This is a genomic window from Bacteroides sp. OM05-10AA, assembly GCF_003439055.1.
Lineage (GTDB): Bacteria > Bacteroidota > Bacteroidia > Bacteroidales > Bacteroidaceae > Bacteroides > Bacteroides intestinigallinarum.
In genome coordinates, this window is record NZ_QSUR01000027.1 from 81003 (window position 1) to 101182 (window position 20180).

Genomic DNA, 20180 nt, shown 5'->3' on the forward strand with positions numbered 1-20180 from the left:
TGTCTTTTAGAAATTAATACTGGGATCGAAATTCTGGTTTGCATGGCAGAATGCATTCTCGTTGGTGGCATCCGGTGCAGAAGTGGGATCGTCCTTATACTTGCTGTAATCACCGACATAACCTCCGCATACACAAGCTTTGCAATTAGTCCAGGTTGCAGTAGAAGCACCCGAATAACCACATAACCACCCCGGACCATGTCTGTTGGTTCCATTTCCTTCGGTAAATACATCTCCCAGAACAGCCCCTTTGTTTACACAGCCGATAATCTGTATGTTGGAGTGACCGATGATACCTCCGGTGCGGACACTTAGGTGAGTCATGACATTTCCATAATTTGTGCAGGACTCTACTGTACATTCTGGTTTCGTTTTCAGGTCATCCGTACCTCCCACAATTCCACCCATACGTTTGTAATTGTAGGTTATGCTCGCTTCTTTACCTTCGAATTGTCCTACCTTATCATCTTCGATGGTTCCTCTATTGTCGCAGTTGTAAATGTTGCCATACATCAGTGTTGCTACAATTCCGCCTGTTCTTCCACTCGGACAACTAATATCACCATAGTTAGTACAGTAATTCAGTTTGCCACCTTCTGCTTTAGCCATGAAGGCGCAGATTCCGGCAGTCTGCATGCCCGTACCTCCATTGCCTGTATTACTGATGTGTCCTGTGCGGACAAATCCTCTGTTGGCACAACCTTGTGCTTTGGATTCTCCTCCGATCGTCGTATTTATAATAGCACCTATCAGACCGGAAAGTACGTTAAATTCTCCAGATTTATTATCGGCTGTGAAGTCGATATTATAATAGTTAGTACAGCCCTCTATTACTGAATTTTTGGCGAAGCAAACAAGAGGAGCGATAACAGTATATTTAGGTGCTGTTCCGCTCATGATCCAAATAGTAGTGGTACCAGCATCTCCTAAAGCCAAATTCTTGACCGTTGCGTTTTCTATTGAACCGAACAGGCCGTATGCCAGCCCTCCGTTCGTTATATCTGCACTGCAATTCAGATTCTTGATGGCGTAACCTTGTCCGTTGAAGGTTCCGGTAAACGGATGTACGGAAACGTAAGGTTCGGCAGTTGTATAGTTGGAAGCATCTATGTCGCCTATCGGTGTCCAGCTGGTCACGGATGACATATCAATGTCATTCAGCAAAACTACTTCTCCGGTATCATTCTGCCAACGGGAAGTACTTGTTCCATTATTAACGGCTTTCGCAAAGTTAACCAAATCAGTGGCCGTACTGATTCCTCCCTTAGCTTCCACTTCTTTTGCTTCCTGTATCACATCAATGCTTGAAGAAATATTATACAGCGAGTTGGAGAATGTTATTTTTCCGGTACGTTCGTCGCCTGTTTCATTGGCCAGAATGGTGAAAGCGTGTGTGGTTGTAACCAGTGCGCGGGTCCCTTTGTAAGTGATCCACTCATTTTCTGTATTGACCTGATAGGATATGTTCGCAGATATTTGCATCTCAATATTCATTTGTGTACCTTTAAGTTGGATAGGTCCTACATGACCTTGATATATTGGTTCGTCCAGAATAGCGGTACCGTATGTGAAGTATATCGGTTTCAATACGGTATTATTACCAGCACTTGCCAGTAACAGGATATTCCCTTCAGTTGCCCCTTCTTTCATGGTGGCGATAAGGGTGGAAGAGATCTTGTCTATTTTGACTTCCATATTGTAGGCAGTAAACAAGTCTACATATGCATTTTCCGACTGTGTACCATATATTTCGTATGGGATACTTACGGGAGTGGTATAGTCTGTTACTGCGTTGTATACCGGACTGTTGAATCGGATGCCGAGTGCTTCCTGCAAACTCATCCGCAATTCCTGGCCGTCTGCCAGAATAAATACGGCTTCTCCTGTTTTATCATCGATATAGGCTGATTTGAATAACATATTACTTAAATCATTAGCCAATACACCGGTACTATTACCGTTCACACTCCAGTAACCATTCTCGTTTATTTTAACGTCAGGCATCGTTCCGCCAATCGGGAATTTCTTTCCGTCACCATCAATGATGAATGTGTAAGTTTTACCCTTATCAGTAGTCTGTGCCCAGTAGAATTTACCGTCACTATCTTGCTTTGCTGTGATGATTGGGAATTTGATAACATCTCCTTGGGTGGCGATGGCAACGGTGTGGGTTTCCCCACCACCCTCGCTGTAAGATATTATGTAGTTACCATCAGCATCCTGACTGATTAAAGTGATAAACGAACTTCCGAGCACTTTGGACAGTGAGGCCATTTGTGCAGTCAATGTTTCGGTTTGAGCTTCATAATCTCCAATCGTTTTTTCTATTTCGTTGAGGTCCTGCCAAATTCGTTCGTCGTCGTAAGAACTACAACTTCCTAGAAAGCAGGCAGATATAAATAATGATATACTTATAAACTTTTTCATATATTCAGTGATTAACATTCGTTTGATTCATTATTCAAGTACTCTGACATGCAGATAGTTCATGCAGCTTCTTTCACCATTCGCATCCGACACATGATTGATTACTTTTCCGATACCATTTTCATAAGTCCACATTACCGTAGAACCTCCTCCATCGAAACGGATTACATCATATAACCCCAACTTTTTGCAGACACGATAAGCTTCATAAAAATCAAGTCCTCTGTCGTTATCTGTTCTTCCGTCTACACAGAATATAATTACCTTCGATTTATCTTGTGTCATTCCAAGATTAGTAGTCGGGTTGATTGTCTCTGCATCTTCTTTCTTGGGAGGAGCGGAGTATATACCATTGTATACGTAGCGATACATGCTGGAATTATGTACTTTAATCGGATCGGTAGAACTACCTATTTTAAGTTCGGCACTAATTTGTACTTTATCTCCTGTTTTCAGACTTTGAGCCAGTTCATTGGCTTTGTCACCTGTCACTTGCAATACCCATTCATTTTTATCTATTACGTATGGAGCTTCTACAGTAGTGCTTCGCCCGTCAATGATTTGGGTAATTGTAGCTTCAAAATCACCGGAATTAACCTTCAATGGTTGGTTATTTTTGCCTATGATAAACAAAGCTTTGGTTCCTATTGGGTTGCTCAACCCCGGATGAGGCTCTTTCACATATCTGAAAGTATATAAATTTGCATCGTATGATGGCTTGCCATTCAAGCGGACAATGGTGTCATTGACTGAATAATATTCATATTCTTTGGTTCCGACTTTCAATTTACCAGTAAAGTCTCTCTTTTCGAAACTGATGGAACGGTTATCAAAGAAGGTGAATCCCCAGACATGATTGGTCAAAGTGGAACGCACATACGGATTATTGACGAATACAGGTTCTCCTTTTTCAATATGCATTCCTCTGGGGAAGCCGTCGTGAGAATTGAAAAAGCCGGTATTGATACCTACGACGATATTTCTTCCTTCTCCTCTTCGTCTGACACAAGTCTCTGACAATGTTTCGCGAAGAATTTTACCATTATTAGAGTTGTTGTTACCATTAGGATTCGGGCAGATCTCATCTGCCATGACTGTTTCGAACGTCACTTTCGGATTGTTCATATCAATCTCGATAGCATAGATATTCTGATTGAAATTGGTGAAAGAATAGTGTTTGTATACGATACCCGATGCCAATTCGCGGTCTTCGGTCACCTGCCAGTCATAGTATGCTTCATCCTGATTAGAGAAGTTATTAGCTTCTTTGGAGAAAGCTCCGTGGCGGACGGCATTGCTGTAAGTGGCAACCGGAGCATCTTCCGGATTGTTCTTGTAAACACTGTAATCTCCGATTTTGCCTCCGATGTGGCAGTCTGTGATATAGTCTGTGCCAGTTTTTGTACCGCTATAGCCACAAGCCCATCCGGCTCCATGTTTGTTGGCTCCGTCTGCGGTTGCATCCGACAGAATGATTCCGTTGTTTGTACATGATTGCACAAATCCGGCGTTGTGTCCGACGAATCCGCCTGCACGACTTCCATTTTGAGAGTAGACGTTTCCGTTGTTAATACAATTCTTGAGGTATTTATCTGTGTTGATTCCCCCTGCAAGTCCTCCGATACGTTTCACATTATATCGTTTGGAGTTTGAGGCAAATACATCGTTCACGTCATCCTGAATAAGTCCTTCGTTAGTGCTGTTTTCAATCGTTCCTTCCTGTAAAGTTCCTACGATTCCTCCGCCACGTCCGGAAGGTGCACTGATATTTCCTTTGTTGATTGCATATCCGATATAGGCTTCATCAATTTCTATATATCCCGCAATTCCTCCCTGGTTGAAAGCGGAATAGGCCCCGGAGGCCGTGTTGACAATATTGCCGCAAGTCAGGTTGCCTTCATTTATACAGCCATTTGTTTGTGTAGTGTCGCCTATTTTATTTCCATACAGTACACCAGCCAAACCTCCCATTCGAACACCGATATTAGCAGCGTTTGTTCCTTCAAAGGATAAGTTTATTTTATTGGTGCATGCCAGTATGCTTCCTTCACAATAGCCTACCAATCCGCCAATAGCTGCCCCTTGCGGAGCTTTACCCGTAATGGTGGCATTACCGGAAACCACTAAATTTCTGATAATTCCCGAACTGCCGAGTGAATTAAATAATCCGTGGGCGATATTGCCGTCTTCAAGATTATACGTACAAGTTAGGTTGTTAATTGAATGTCCTTTACCGTCAAATACCCCGTTGAAGGTTTGCTCGCTGATTGTATAAACTACTTTTGTATTAGCACTGGTAGTATTACTTGTAACTTTACTTCCTGCACCGCTCGTCAGTGCAATATCTTTCATATCGATATCATTCAGTAGGATTACGTTTCCTTCTGTGTCTTTGAATTTACGTAAACTACCTCCATTCGTGACCGCATCTATAAATGCTTTAAAGTCTGTTGCAGTAGCAATGCCTCCGTTTTCGACGATTGGTAGAGTAAAGCGTATCGGTTTGATTAATACATTGTCTTCAGTATCATAGAGCATAATCATGGTTACTCCCTCTTCAAAATCATCGGTAAAAGTAACAGCCAGTGTTTTATTGCTGCTATTCAACTTGACTTCTACTCCATCGTCGCTACGTGTGATGAGCATCAGTGTTTGCGCTGCCTTTTTCCCGATAATATTATAATTTAAGGTAAGGCTTTTCGTTCCTTCCTCTATAATAATAGGAGAAATGGCAGGTTGACTTGCATTTTTAAATTCTACATTAAATAGCGTAAAGGTACTGACCGATAGAATTTCTCCGTTGCCTAGTGTTATTGAGGCAGTTCCGTTATCGTTCATTTCCACTTTAGTAATCAGTGAAGCCGTTTTACCTTCGGCCTTAATCGGCTTTTGGTTACTGTCGAGAATTTGCTGGCCATTGATAACCCAATATCCATTCTCATCCACTCGTATTTGAGGAGCGCTACCCGATACTGGGATTTTTTGTTTGTTGGTATCCAACAGGAAAGTTGTTTGTCCTTTGGTGGTAGTAGTCCAGTAATAAGTTCCGGCTTCTTCTTGTATTCCGATAATCGGACTGGAAACCATTTGATCGGTGGTAGCAATGTTGAAGCTATGCTCTACATTGTCACTTCCTTTATAAGAAATGACATAACCGCCATTAGCAGCTTCTGTGACAGAGGTGATTGCTCCTCCTTTCACAATTTGGCTCAACGCATTCGCTTGCAGTTGCAAACTGTTTAGCTTCTCTTTCAGTTGATCGAGATCTTTGTAGATTCCATCAATGTCCTTCCAGGCAGCCGAGTCATCATAGTCATCGGTGCAACTGCCAATCACAGGCATGAGTAGCAAGAATAAAAGTAGAAAATTTCTCATGTTTTTTAAATAATTTGATTCAATGGTTAATAGCGCGCTATTTATAACTCGTTTCTATAATGAAGAACACATCACTTGGAGGGGGTACGTAATCGGATTTGAACTTTTTTTTAAATCATCACTATTTTCAATAAGACTTGAATTTTTCATATTAATTTCATAGTTTTGTCATCAGAAGCATACTATTTCCTGTTTACTTCTCCCTTACATATTACAATATGATGTGATTTTAAATAGGGTTTGGTATATCTTCTATATTATTTATAGCTTTGTTGCCTAGAAATCTTTTTCGGAATAAACGATGAATAAAACTGATTTATCTTCTGTTACTGAAGAACAACTGTTGTTACGGCAGTTGAGAGAAGGGGATATGGGGAGCTATGAGACCCTTTTTCATCGTTATTATCCCACTTTTTTTGCTTTTGCCAGAGGTATGCTGAAGGATGCAGGGGCAGCAGAAGATATTATCCAGAATGTATTTATGAAGATCTGGATACATCGTGAAGCTTTGGATGAAACGATGTCAATCAAGAACTATATTTATGTACTTTCCAAACGGGAGGTTTTCAATTATCTTCGGGCCAAATACAATACCCATGTTGTGTTAACGGAAGACATGATGACATTGGAGCAATCTTCTAGTACGGATGAGCCGACTACAGACTATCGTGAATTACGTGAAGCAGTACAAAGTGTGATTGATACGATGCCGCCTAAACGTAGGAGTGTGTTTTGTCTTAGCCGTTTCAAATCCCTGACTAACCAAGAGATTGCTGATAAACTCGGTATTTCTATTCGTACCGTTGAGAAGCATATAGAATTGGCTCTTCGCACTTTTAAAGAACAGTTGGGGAGTTTCTTTGCTCTTTTTGTGGGGTGGTTCCTTTGAATGAGGCTGTAGCGACTGCAGGGAGGCTACTTGTATAACAGAAAGAGATATGGTATTTGAACACCATATCTCTAAATAACTTATTAAAAGTGAGAGGGATAAACTGACTTAAACTCGTATTTCCCAGCCTTTTTCATACTCTCTTCCCCAAAGCTTATTAGCTTCCAAATCGTTGAGAATACGGCCGCTTCCCGGATCGATTTGTAATGAATGGCCGACGCGCTGAGCGATATTACCTAATTGTACTAACTGGGTACTGATGCAGGCATCTACAATTCCGGAGTTTAACTTAGTACCTTTGCGGATAGCATCAAACCAGTTCCGGAAGTGGAAAGAGTCCAGCTTTTCTGAAGGATTCAGGAGATTTCCAGTTTCAAACTTCAAATCACTCTTTACCTCCTTGATCGTTTTGCCTTTGATATCTGCTATCTTATATTCGTTACCGCCACCAATAAAAAGAGTGCCCGTATCTCCATAGAATGCAGTACCGACTCCATATCCGTCTACCGGCATCGTATTGCAACTACGTCCCTCCCAGGAAAAAGATGCTTCGTCGCCAAACTGGAAAGTGATAAGCTGTGTATCCGGCGTCTGCCAATCATCCTGAAAACGATAACGTCCTCCGATCGAATCTACTTTGGTTGGATAATCCACACCTAGTCCCCAGCGAAGCATGTCGACAAAGTGAGTACCGTTATTTAAAGCTTCTCCAGTTCCCCAGTTCCAGAACCAGTGCCAGTTGTAATGAATGAAGTTATCCTTGAAATCGGGTACACGAGGGGCAGGGCCTTGCCACAAATCCCAGTCCAGATAATCCGGTACGGGAATGACTTTACCTGTTCCGATAGAAGGACGGTTGTTGACATACCATGATTTGGCATATCTCACTTTTCCGATGGTGCCGGACTTGATTTCCTCCATCGCTTTGATTACATTCGGGAATGATCTGCGTTGATTGCCAACCTGAACGATTCGATTGTATTTTAAAGTGGCTCTAACCAACATTTCATTTTCTGCCGGATTGTGGCTGGTTGGTTTTTCCAGATAAACGTGTTTGCCGGCTTGCATAGCCATAATGGCTGCCTTAGCATGCCAATGGTCCGGAGTGGCGATTACTACTGCCTCAAACTCATTGGATTCTAACATTTTGCGTATGTCTTTTTCTCCTTTTGGAGTCCGTCCGGTCAGTTTGTGAATCGCAGCCTGGCATTTTTCAAGTGCTCTTGAGTCTACATCGCAAATGTAAGTTATTTCACAATCGGGTTGTTTGGCAAATCCTTGCGCGAGAGCACTGCCTCTGGAATTTACGCCAATAACTCCGATACGTATTTTCTCATTAGCCCCCAGAATATCTTGATATCGGCTGGAACCAAACCCTGGAAGTATGCTTCCTAAAGAAAGTGCAGCTGTACCTGCTACTGTTTTTTTGATGAAATCTCTTCTTGTTGTCATAGTATCTATTTTTCTCCAAAATTAGGTTGTTATTAGAATATATGAATGAGTATTTCCGTCAATTCTCCCTCAAAAAACGTAAATTTCTTATTTTTTTCTTCGGAAAAGACGGATCAGGACGCTAAGAATTCCCCGGGGAATCCATAGGATGAAATAAATGAAAATGCTGATGACAATCACATATCCGATTTGAGAAATTACTTCGATCCATGGTCGGGAATAGACAATGATTGCAATAACATTGACGATAAACGCAAGTATGAAACTTAGAAGATAGATATTTCTTTCTCGTTTCAGCTTTTGGGATGTGATGATAATATCTTTCATGGTTTAGAATTTCATATAAGGTATTTTATATTCGTCAGGAAAGAATATGTGGCGTTGTTCTTCCATGGCCTGATTTCCAAGTAAACAAAGAACCGTTGAACAATATGCTTCTTCAACTATATTCTGTGCTTTCTCTCCGGTGATACATGACTGGCAGAAAGAAGACAGGATAATGTCCGAACCGTCTTTGTCTGCTCCGATCATACTCAATCCGCTGTTTACGTGGATATCTCCATCAATGATAAAGTGTGGTGTGTACTCCATTTTTGTTTCTGGTCGCCAACTAGGACCTGCTGTCGGGATGGCGGCAAAGACCTTGTCTTTTACCTGGTCAATCAGTTGCCGGATACCCGAAGTTGAATGATCTTCTTCCAGATAATAAATACCTTTTGCCATTTCCACGGTTCCTTTACTTCCCAGAATTTGGTCTTCCATTCCGTTGAACTTATTGGAAATCAATGATTCGTATGCGATCTTAACTCCATCCGAGTATCTGTAAGTGACATTGACGCTATCATAAACTTCTCGTCCGTCTTTCCAGTATACAATGTCACCCATTCCCATAATGGATTCCGGCATTTTTTTGGCTGCCCAGTTACAAACTTCCAACTGATGGCATGCTAATTCCGTCATTAATCCTCCGGAGCTCTCTTTGTATAATCTCCAGTTAATCTTGCGTTCCAGCTCTGGTGAAGGAACCGGACGACGCCAGTCTGCATTACGGAACCAGTGACAGCGAAGACCTACCACATCTCCGATGAGACCGGAATGGATCATCTGCATTCCCTTGATGTACTTCTCGTCATACATTCGCTGCATACAAAAATAGAGAACCTTGTCTGACTGGTTGTAAGTGTCATAGATAGCTTTGCACTCGCCAAGGGTACGTGCCATTGCTTTCTCGCAAAAGACATGTTTGCCGGCAGCTAATGCGTCCAATACAATAGGTGCATGCCAGTTTAGTGGTGTGGATATGATGACTCCATCGATGTCTTTCGATTCCAGTAGTTTGCGGTAATCCGTATATGGCTTTGCACCCGGACAAAGTTCCAATGCTTGTTGAAGATTGGGGGCATAATTATCACATACGGCAACAATTTGTGCATGAGGTATTTCTTTGAGGTTATGGATGTGGTATTGTCCTCTGGACCCGGTACCAATCAAAGCGATTCGTGCTTTCTCATGCTTGATCTCTTGTAGTTTCTCCGGAGTACAGGAAGTCAGCCAAGGAGTGGTCGCCAATAATGCGGTTCCTCCGGCAACGTATCCCAGGCTTTTGATGAATTGTCTGAGTCCTAAGTCTACTCCTTTTTCTTTATGTTCTTTCATATCATAAATTGTATAGGGTTGCTTGTATATTATTGAACTTTTCTGAAATCTTTTTTTGTTCCTGTTCATTGGCAATCATCCAGACCGTACTAAGAACTTCGGCTTCCAACGGGTCGGGGGACAGGATAGAACTTGCTTTTCGTTGTTCATTAAATATGCCTGTAAGCGGATTCATAATGTGTCCGGTATATTGTAACGTATTACCGGAAGTGGATAATGTTGTATCCTGCAGATCGAATTCTTTTAGAAGAGACTGATTGTATGGGTTTAGAAAACTGACTTTCCAACAATCTCCATAAGGATGATGTCCCATACCCAGGATCGAACTGTTTCCAAAATTAGCAAATGCATCACTAATATTCTCCTGTTCAATGAATTTTCTTATTTTCTTCAAAGCATATCCTTTGGCAAAACCTCCAAAATCAAGTGAAATATCAGGAGATATAAAGGAGATGCATGAATGTTCATGAAGTTGTATTCTGGAGAAGTCTTTTAATGTAATGTCGAATAAGTGTGAAGTGGTCTCATAATAGTATGAGCAAAGCTGTAAGATTGATTCCATCTCTTTGCTGATTTGAATCTTGCTTTGAGAAGCATGATTATTAATCTTGGAAACTTCACTATGAGGATCAAAACGATTTAATATTTTATCCAATCGCTCCAGCTCATAGGTGATATCTGCCCAAAGTGTATTCAATCGGTCGATATCGGAATGAATGAGCAGGATATCGAATCGGGTCCCCATGATATGAGGAATGAAGCCATGAAACATGGCTTCATTTTCATAATATTTGCATCTTGTTTCTAACACCTATTGTTTTGTTTATTTGTTTCCTTTCTTTGCCATTTCTACAGCAGTAGTAGTAATGTAATATTTAGCTAGTGTATTTTCATTTTCCCATTCCGGCATATCCTGATTGTGTACATAATGCAGGAAAGCCTTTGCCACTTTGCTGAAATGTTCTTCGTGTCCTAATCGTTTTTCCTGTGGTATGTCAATCAGATAAGTTCCATTCTTTTTGTTTTTGACAGATAAGAACGGATAAGTTATTTGAAGCTGTTCCACTGTTTTTTGCAATTGAGCTTCAAATGTCCGATTGTCAATGTCCGATTCTTTCTGTATATATAGCTCTTTTACAAATCCATTTTTTTCATCCTGAACGATTTTTAAAGTGGCTTTACTTCCTTTCTTTATGGAAGTAAATGTATCTCCTCCGTTAGTGGGTGGAGTATAATTCCATGTGACTTTCATTCCTATACAAATCCCTTTAACGGTATAGTTGAGACTTCCGTTTGCCATCACTTCCAATACATCGTTTTTTATGTATCGGTTAAGATAAGCGGGAAAAGAATCAATTTGTGTCGATTGACTGAACTCTGCTAATGTAATTGGAGTTGGCCAGTGTTTGGCGGCATTCACAGTGACATCCGATAGATAATGAATCGTTTCATCAGGAAAACATTGCCAGTTGATGAGGTCGATCAGATGTGTTGTAACATCTGCAATGCCCTCTCCTTGTTGCTCTACATCATAATACCATGCCGGGCGAATTAATGGTTTGCCGGAAACAGTCTTGAAAAAATGATGTACGCTTTCCATTATGACAGATGGATTGTCCGGTGAACCTTTTTGTAAATCTCCGAATAATTCCGTCTGATGTAAAAGCTCTTTTTCTATGATATTGAGAATATCATATCGTTCCGTCATCAGATCGTATAAAAGAAGATTCTTTTCTTTGGCGAGTTGATAGGCTTCTGTCAATAACTTGAAATCTTGTGGATTGATAGCCAGTGGCTTATCGGCAAGGATATGATATCCGGCTTTGATAGACTCCATGATATAGCGCGTCTTTTTTTGATTGTTTCCAGCCAATACTACTACATTACCTTTATGATCGGCAAGCATTTTCTGAAGATAATCATCTCCGGTATATACTTGTTTTTTCCATGTCGTAGGAGATTCCGCCCGCTGGTTATAAGAATCAATGCTTTCCAGATATTGATTGACGTCTGTTCCTTCGGGGGCATATATCCGGATGGTGTCACTGACATCTGTCAATGTCTCTTTTTGAAGCAGGCTGGCATGGAAATGTCCGGGATCGAGTACTACTATTTCCAATTGGGGTATACCATTTGTCTCTATCCTATTCGCAGCTTGCTTTTTCGAGAAAGAACAAGAAACGACTATAAATAAAATTGCTATAATGCCAGTCCCTTTATATATAGATTTCATCCTCTTACTTTTTATAAGTTTTAATTAGTTTTCGGGCATCTTTCCAACCTTTTTGATAAGCTTCTTCCAATGTAACAATTCTTCCATTCTCTGTTTTACTCATATTGGATGCTTTCATGAAAGTGAATATTTCGATTGTCTCTTCTTTGGAGATAGGTGAAATTCCTGTTTGAAAGTATTTAAGAATCTGCTCAAGAAGCGCTTTATAACCTTGGTAACCTCCTGCGGCTACTGCTCCTTTTGAAGTATAAGCAGTTCCACCATAAATTTGCGGTCCTTTTATAATCGCTCTGAAAGTTCCGATTCTGCCATCTTTCCATCGTCCTACTACTACATCCCCTCTATCTGAAGACATCCGGTTGACCGATTCGCATCCTGTCCCCATAATTGTGTATAATGTTTCTACTCCATGAATACCATAGAAACCGAAATCCGGATGCGTTGGTTCCACCTTGTGAGGAGAATAACAATCGGCTCCAAGGATTTTGCCAAATTCTCCATTTCTTAATTTCTGGTTTTGAGGAGTAAATCTAAGAGCAGAAGAGGAGAAAACAGGTGCATTGTATTTTTCTGCCATTTCATAAATAGCGATTGCATCTCCTAAAGTAGCTCCGATAGGTTTGTCAATATAGCATATCTTACCTGATTTGAATACCTCGACGGCTTGTTCCAAATGTATTCTGCCGTCATTGGTTTCCAAAAGGACACAGTCTACTTTTTCCAGTAAATCTGCTATTGATGAGGTGATTTCCACACCATTTGCTTTGACCTTTTCAATGTATCCGGGGATTCGTTCGTAACTGGATTGAATAGTTTTTGAACCGTACGGATACGCTGCCACTACCCTAAAACCTTTGGAAAAGGTCTCATCCGAACCACTATTAATCAATTCGGTGAAAGCGGTGGAATGGGATGTGTCCAGACCAATAATTCCGATCCGCATAACTTTTTGTGCGTGTATACTGAAGCTGATAGCCAGTAGTATAAGAAGAAATGAGATTCTGTTTTTCATAATCCTTTATAAATTAATTCTTTCTGCACTTTCCGGGTCCAAATATAACGAAGAATTTTCTTTTCTTCGCAATATGCTGGCCGGACATTTTTCTGAAACTTCACCATAAACAGTCTGATAGACTGCTTGAGCTTTATTTTTGAACGGGACGATACAAAACATCCATTCAGCTTTTAGCAAAGCCGGTATCGTGAGTGTTAAAGCTTCTTTGGGTACTAAGTCTAGTGTCTTGAAGCATTTTTCATTGACTTGCTGTTGGCGACATATTGGGTCCAGTTCAACTACTTTCACAAGTTTGGGATCATTAAAATCTGCTACATCCGGATCATTGAAAGCGATATGCCCATTTTCTCCAATTCCCAGACAAACGATGTCAACCGGATGCATAGTCAGCAAATCTGCATATCGCTGACATTCCTCTTCAAGGTTTTCTGCCAGGCCATTCAGATAGTTGACTTTCTTGAAAGGAACTTTGTCAAAGATACGAATTCTAAGGAAATGTCCAAAACTTTGTGCGGCTTTCGGATGTATACCGATGTATTCATCCATATGAAAAGCGTTTATTCTGGTCCAGTCGATGCGTTTGTCATGAATCAGATGACTCAAAAACTCATTTTGTGAGGGGGCAGCGGCGAAAATCATATTTATCTCCGGTTTGCTTTCCAATAAGCGACAAATTTGGTCGCCGACTTCTTTTGCGGCTACACTGCCCATCTCTTGAATGGATGGAAAAATTCGAACTGTTAATTGTTCCTGCTGAAAAACTTTGGTCTTAGTTTCATTTAGTATAGATAACATGGCCTTTTAATATTGTATTATTTATATTTATTTGATTATCAAAAATGACTATGTCGGCATCCTTACCAATTTCTAAAGAGCCTTTTTCTTTGTCAATATGAAGAATACGGGCGGGCGTCAGGGTCATCATACGAACAGTGTCAATGAGAGGAACACCGGCTAAATATACCATGGTTCGAATCAGTCGGTCAGTTGTTGCAACACTACCGGCAAAAGCTGTCCGATCCGGCATTTTGGCCACTCCGTCTTCGATAATGACTTTCTGCCCGTTGTTGAGGCTGCCTAATATCGATTCACCGTCCGGCATACCCGCTCCTCTCATGGCATCAGTGCAGAGGGCTGTTCTATCAACTCCTTTGAATTTGTATACGAATTGGAGCAGAGGTTTCGGAAGATGTATGCCATCGGCAATAATCTCCACTGTCATATCTTCAATCAAGTAGGCGGCTTCTACTACTCCGGCATAACGGAAAGCATTTCTGCGAGTCACTGATGACATAGCCGAATAAAGGTGGGTCACATGTGTATAACCTGCTGTAAAGGCTTCCTCAACTTCTTCATAAATCGCGTCGGTATGAGCGATGGAGGGGAGAATATGATGTTGTTGCAGAGTTTTCCCTAGTGCTAGAGCACCCTCCAACTCTGGAGCTATGCTCCAACGGATAATATCTTTTGAGGCTTCCAGAATGGCATTATATTCTTCTACTTGCGGTTTTTTCAGGAAGTTCGGGTCTTGCGCACCACATTGTTTCGGTGAAAAGTAAGGTCCTTCCAAATGTAAACCGATAAACTGCGAACCATTGACATTCATTTCTTTAGCTTTCCGATATACGGTAAACGTCGTCATTAACTCCTCGTTAGTGCTGGTAAGTGTGGTGGGAACCATTGCAGTGGTACCGTACTTGGCATGTGTCTCGGCCACTCCGAGAAAAGCCTCGACAGTGCCATCCATGAAGTCATGTCCTCCTCCTCCGTGGATATGCATGTCGATGAATCCTGGTGAGACATAATTCTGACGGGCGTCTATTACTTTGTCACCGACGAGCGGTTGATAGCTCTCATTGGGAATAATCTGCTCAATTTTTCCATTTTCACATATCAATATTTGGCCCATTTCTATGCCTGTTGGCAGAATGAGTTTTCCATTTGTTATGATGAGTCTTTCCATATTATTTCGTTTTTAATTTATTTCCAGGAGTCTATTTTATGACCTTTAACTGCAAAGAAAACCAAATATAAAAAGCAGGGAATCAATACCCAATAGCCGAAACGCAGACTATACATATCTGCCAGATGACCATATATCAGAGGCAGAATGGCATTGCCGCATAATCCCATGATAAGAAGAGAGGAACCGGTTTTGGTGAATTTCCCCAGTCCATGAATGGAAAGTGGCCAGATACCTGCGTAGATTAAAGCATTCGGGAAACCCAATGCATTCAGAAAGAAAATGGAGGCATTGGCATGATGACCGAACAGAGTTACTTCAAAATCTGCAAATACAACTCCGAATGAAAGGAGTAATCCGATGATGGTACAACCTATAAGTGCATTTTTCTGTGAAACATATTTCGGTATTAACAGGATACCCAGCAGGTAACCAATCATAGTGCAGGCCAATGTATATGAGGGAAATGTTTTAGCTTCGAGCAGGTCCATACCCATTGAATTGGCATAATTGATGATTGTATCGATTGCGATAACTTGTGTTCCTACATGAAGAAATATAGCCACTGCTCCCAAGATAAGGTAAGGAAAGTCGAAAATACTTTTTCTGGTGTGATGGTGGCTACCTGTATCTTCCGTGCTGTTTTCTTCGTCTGTATTGATTTCAGGCAGAATGGAGTAACGGATACCGATACCGGTAAGCAGTAAAATAACGCCAAGAACAGCATAAGGCACAATGACGCGTTGTATTAATTCGTCAAGCATAGCGTTCTTTGTGACTATGTCTAAAGTCCCCGATTCTATAGTGGCAAAAAGCTCCTTGTCGGTAACATTTAATATCAATGCAGCAAATATGAGTGGTGAGACGATACCAGCGAATTTATTGCATATTCCCATAATACTGATTCGTCTGGCGGCACTATCAATAGGACCGATAATAGTGACATAAGGATTAGCAGCAGTTTGCAATATGGCTAATCCGGTGCCGATGGAAAACAGACCGGCCAGGAATATCTCGAACTGACGGGCCAATGCTGCCGGGACAAATAAGAAAGCTCCTAAGGCGGTAAGCATAAAACCATACATAATACCTCGCTTGAATCCTACTTTCTTGAGAAGTACTCCCGAGGGGATAGCCATTACAAAGTAGGCGATATAAAATGCAAAGGCGACAAAGTAGGATTCGAAATGTGTCAGTTCGCAGGATATGCGGAAGTATGGAATCAGTATGGCATTGACCCACGATACAAATCCAAAGATAAAGAACATCCCTGCCAGAATTGCAATTGATATGTAGTATGTCTTTTTGCTGCTTATAAGGTTATTGTTTCCCATGTGTTTTTATTTTTTCAGTTCGAAATCTTTCTGTAATTTGATGTCCCGTGACGATGCGCCTATTAATACTGTAAATATACCCGGTTCGTCTTTCCAGTGTTTACTTTCGGTATCGTAGTATTGTAAGGCGCGGCGCGGTAACTTGATAGTGACTTGTTTGGATTCACCCGGTTTTAAGCCAACCTTAGTGAACCCTTTTAATTCTTTAAGCGGGCGTTCTACAGAACATTTGTTTTGATGCAAATATAACTGTGCGATTTCCTGGCCATATCGTTTTCCTGTGTTAGTAATGGTGAATGATACGGCAAATTCTGTGTCCGAGTCTTTCCATACAGGTTTCATCTTTATGTCTGAATAAGTAAAAGTGGTATAGGATAATCCATAACCGAATTCAAATTGGGGGACTACACGGTAAGTATCGAAGTAGCGGTAGCCGACCATAAGCCCTTCTTTGAAACGGACGGTGTCGTTTATACCCGGATATTCTCCAAATACGTGATCGGGCATATCTTCCAGACGCTTACACCAGGTAGTAGTCAATTTTCCCGAAGGATTGACTTCTCCAAACAATGTACGTGCCAGTGCGTTTCCTCCTTCCATCCCTAGAAAACTGCCATGCAGTAATGCCGTAGCATCATTATACCATTCTCCTATCTCGACGGGGCCGCCGGAGATTAGTACCACTACAGTGTTGGGATTAACCTCCAGGATACCTTTTAATAATCTGTCCTGTTGGTAGGGAAGCTTTAAATTCGGTTTATCATACCCTTCACAGTCAGAACCATGTTCGTGGGAGGTTCCACCTATATAGATTACCAATTCTGCTTGAGCAGCTGTATTGATTGCTTTCTTATATAACTCTTCATCGAATTTATCAAATTCGTTCGTGAACCAATGGCCAACCTTATATGCCTTTTTATTCAATTGATAGCCGGGTGCATATTCGATCCGGGCTTTTCCATCTAAAAGATTTTGTAGCCCTTCCAAAGGAGTAACTTCATATTTAGCTTTAAGTTTTGTACTGCCACCTCCTGCTGCAAATACTTCGGTTGCATTTGCGCCAATCACTGCGACATTCTTGTATTGTGCCGGGTCTAGTGGTAGCATATCTTTGGAATTCTTCAATAATACCAATGATTCCTCCGCTATTTTTCTGGCAGCCTTGGTATGAGTTGGTATTGCAAGTTTAGCTGCCATACCTGTGGTGTCATAAGGAGCTTGTCCTATTAAATCAAGTCGAATCATCAATTTCAGAATATTACGTACTTTTTTGTTGACAGCTTCTTCCGGAATCTCTCCATTACGTACTTTCTTCAATAAAGGATCGGCCAAATAATATTTATTGAAAGCATATTTCCCATTTTCTTTGATGCTTGTTCCCATTTCGACATCCATACCACACAGAGCTGTTCGCTCTGTGTTATGGACTGCATTCCAGTCTGATACGACTAATCCGTCAAACCCTAGTTCATCACGAAGTAAAGTATCAAGAAGATAAGGACTTTCCGTACACCACAACCCTCGAACCTTGTTATATGCCGCCATGGCTGCCATGGCTCCACCTCGTTGTATGGCAGCTTCAAAAGCCGGAAGATAAATCTCATGTAAGGTACGTTCGTCTACTTCTACACTCACTTTGTACTGATTGTATGCCTGGCTATTTAGAGCAAAATGCTTCACACAAGAGGCTACTCCCTGTGACTGTACTCCTTGTATATATGGAACAGCCAGTTCACCGGAGAAGAAGGGATCCTCGCTGAAATATTCCCAATTACGTCCATTAAGTAAGGAACGGTGAATGTTGACTCCCGGAGCCAGACTCAAATGCTTGCCGCGTGCTTTACATTCAGCTCCAAGAACTTCTCCATATAGCTGTGCCAGATCACGGTTCCAAGTAGATGCTAAGGCGCTTAATGCAGGTAGATAGCTACATGCGTCGTTATCCCATTGGGCGGATTCCCACCCATTGGCTACTCCCTCAAATCTTACTCCGTGAGGTCCGTCGGAGTAGTGCAGGTCGGGGATGCCAAGCCTTGGAACACCGGTACTTGAAAACATCGTGTTACTGTGCAACATTCCAATTTTCTCTTCCAAAGTCATTTGCGATAATAAACTTTCTATCTGCTTATCAGTACTTGCTACTTTATTACCGGTCAGGCAGGAGGAGAATATAATCAGAATCAGCCAGCTATATGGAGTTAGTCTTTTCATACTAAAATACTTGTTGTCTTTGATTATTTTGAATTATTCTTTCTTGTTTCAATTTCATTGTACACAGCATCCGGGATCAAATCAAGCCAGTAAGGATCCTGGACGAGTTCCTTGTACAGTTCAAGTGCCAGAGGATCACTTTGCAGACGGCGGTCACCATTCTCTGCATTTTCGTGATTCTCCCATACGACGGCCTTGACGCGTGGCTCTTCATCCTTCAGCTTAAACCATTCTCTTACCCATCTCTGGTGGTCGCATGTATTGGAGTATCCTCCTTCACTAATCATGATAGGCTTGTCTGCCGATACCTGCTTGATTCCTTGCATCAGCGTGAGCGGATATCTTCTTTCTTCCGGATAAGTGGCACTAAGCGACGGTGGATAACAGCTTACTCCCAGCCAATCTACATACATATCTCCTGGGTAATAGTTTTTCATTGCATTTGCTTCCGTACCCGGCATGCTTACACTGTTGGGTGACCATACGAAGACATTGTAGGCAGTGACACCCAACTGTTCTGCAATGTTATACATACGTCTCCAAGCCTTGACATAGTTTGTGGGATCTCCGTAATACGGAGTCCAGCTTCCATTCATTTCATTGGCTGGCCTGAACCAGATAGGTCCCATGTCACGTACTTTTTGGACAGCTACTTCGGCGAAGTATGATTTGTGAAAATCGTCAAGTTCACCATTTGCTATTTGCTGGGTGGGAATGACGGGCAGCCATCCGTAAAGGAAGAATCGATATTTGCCCTGATAGTTTTTTCCCCAGTATTTCTCACGTACTGTTTGCATTTCGCTGAAATTTCGTCCTGGTTCCATATTCTGATACCATAAGATCATAGATAGTTGCTTTCCTACCAATTTTTCGAATAAGGCAACGGCACACTGGTCAGTACTTCCTTCGCGATCTTCCGGATCGAATCCGTATAATGGTGGGAATGCTCCATGATAACATCCTTTTTGGGGGACGTACTTCATATCATTATGAAATTCTCCCATTACCTTGATTTCGTCGATAAGCATCATCGTACTGGTGGAAGCTGAAGATTTGAGAGTCGCTTTCACATATCTGCATGTTACATTACTAAAGTCTGTTTTTCCCCAAGCGTCCGACTTTCCGTTACTGTCGGAATAGCTAATTGGTGAGGCTGCTTTTTCCCATTGGCTTTTGTCCTTGCTGGTTGATACTTCTATTTGAGAAGGGAATGCAATTTGTGATGTCGGATCGGAAATAGCATGTACCGATACTTCTGTGATACTGCGTGATGATCCCAAATCAATTATTACTTCTACAGTTTGTACATCCCAACCAACCCCTCTGTTTTTGGTTGAAAGGGTACCAGTCTCCTCATCCGTCAGTTTGGTGCCGGATGTCCAGGGGTCGAGAGGGGCCTTGTCAGCGTAGGCACTGTTGGCTATAACATTCATTTTATAGAATTTGCCTGCCGCCACATTAATAATGTTCTGTTCACTTGGATCTTTGGGCTTGTTTGGATCAAAAGTGACTTCCCATGATCTTGTTTCTTCTGCATTGCAAGCATATACAAGTATTGCAACTGCTATTATCCATATATTTTTCAAGTTCATATTTAGTGATATATTATAAGGTTGATTACTGAT

Annotated in this window: 14 protein-coding genes; 1 reads left to right on the forward strand and 13 read right to left on the reverse strand. The window is 41.4% G+C overall.

The genetic code is table 11. The annotated features are described in order from the left end of the window. Positions 1-6: 6 nt before the first annotated feature. Both DXB58_RS19265 and DXB58_RS19270 read right to left on the reverse strand, forming a co-directional pair. Entirely contained in the window at positions 7-2427 is a 2421-nt protein-coding gene (locus tag DXB58_RS19265; RefSeq protein WP_233527324.1) for a PL29 family lyase N-terminal domain-containing protein, read from the reverse strand. 30 nt (positions 2428-2457) lie between these two features. Continuing rightward, complete coding sequence (locus tag DXB58_RS19270) at positions 2458-5802, reverse strand: PL29 family lyase N-terminal domain-containing protein (protein WP_122137930.1); 3345 nt, start codon at positions 5800-5802, stop codon at positions 2458-2460. Between the two features lie 301 nt (positions 5803-6103). Here DXB58_RS19270 and DXB58_RS19275 point away from each other — a divergent pair, with 301 nt between their 5' ends. After that, positions 6104-6691 carry an RNA polymerase sigma-70 factor gene (locus DXB58_RS19275; protein WP_004309601.1) on the forward strand — a complete coding sequence of 196 codons (588 nt, stop codon included), beginning with the start codon at positions 6104-6106 and terminating at the stop codon, positions 6689-6691. A gap of 108 nt (positions 6692-6799) precedes the next feature. Here DXB58_RS19275 and DXB58_RS19280 read toward each other — a convergent pair whose 3' ends face one another. The 11 genes from DXB58_RS19280 to DXB58_RS19330 all read right to left on the reverse strand — a co-directional run bounded on the left by DXB58_RS19280 (position 6800) and on the right by DXB58_RS19330 (position 20147). Continuing rightward, entirely contained in the window at positions 6800-8143 is a 1344-nt protein-coding gene (locus DXB58_RS19280; protein ID WP_122137931.1) for a Gfo/Idh/MocA family oxidoreductase, read from the reverse strand. Between the two features lie 87 nt (positions 8144-8230). Further along, complete coding sequence (locus tag DXB58_RS19285) at positions 8231-8470, reverse strand: hypothetical protein (RefSeq protein WP_004309603.1); 240 nt, start codon at positions 8468-8470, stop codon at positions 8231-8233. A gap of 3 nt (positions 8471-8473) precedes the next feature. Then, on the reverse strand, positions 8474-9799 hold the full coding sequence (locus tag DXB58_RS19290; protein ID WP_122137932.1) for a Gfo/Idh/MocA family protein: 1326 nt from the start codon (positions 9797-9799) through the stop codon (positions 8474-8476). Position 9800: 1 nt separating this feature from the next. Beyond that, entirely contained in the window at positions 9801-10571 is a 771-nt protein-coding gene (locus DXB58_RS19295; protein ID WP_122137933.1) for an FAD:protein FMN transferase, read from the reverse strand. A gap of 51 nt (positions 10572-10622) precedes the next feature. After that, positions 10623-12032, reverse strand: coding sequence for a putative oxidoreductase C-terminal domain-containing protein (locus DXB58_RS19300; protein ID WP_122137934.1), 1410 nt, complete (start codon positions 12030-12032; stop codon positions 10623-10625). A 4-nt stretch (positions 12033-12036) separates the two neighbouring features. Further along, entirely contained in the window at positions 12037-13044 is a 1008-nt protein-coding gene (locus tag DXB58_RS19305; protein WP_122137935.1) for a Gfo/Idh/MocA family protein, read from the reverse strand. A 6-nt stretch (positions 13045-13050) separates the two neighbouring features. Then, on the reverse strand, positions 13051-13842 hold the full coding sequence (locus tag DXB58_RS19310; protein ID WP_122137936.1) for a glucosamine-6-phosphate deaminase: 792 nt from the start codon (positions 13840-13842) through the stop codon (positions 13051-13053). Next, on the reverse strand, positions 13823-15010 hold the full coding sequence (gene nagA / locus DXB58_RS19315) for an N-acetylglucosamine-6-phosphate deacetylase (protein ID WP_122137937.1): 1188 nt from the start codon (positions 15008-15010) through the stop codon (positions 13823-13825). Before nagA ends, DXB58_RS19310 begins: the two co-directional genes overlap by 20 nt. A gap of 17 nt (positions 15011-15027) precedes the next feature. After that, positions 15028-16344, reverse strand: coding sequence for a sugar MFS transporter (locus tag DXB58_RS19320; RefSeq protein WP_004305154.1), 1317 nt, complete (start codon positions 16342-16344; stop codon positions 15028-15030). Positions 16345-16350: 6 nt separating this feature from the next. Next, complete coding sequence (locus DXB58_RS19325; RefSeq protein WP_122137938.1) at positions 16351-18555, reverse strand: beta-glucosidase; 2205 nt, start codon at positions 18553-18555, stop codon at positions 16351-16353. A 23-nt stretch (positions 18556-18578) separates the two neighbouring features. Then, positions 18579-20147 (reverse strand): glycoside hydrolase family 26 protein, encoded by a 1569-nt coding sequence (locus DXB58_RS19330; protein ID WP_122137939.1) that lies wholly within the window; start codon positions 20145-20147, stop codon positions 18579-18581. Positions 20148-20180: the final 33 nt, after the last annotated feature.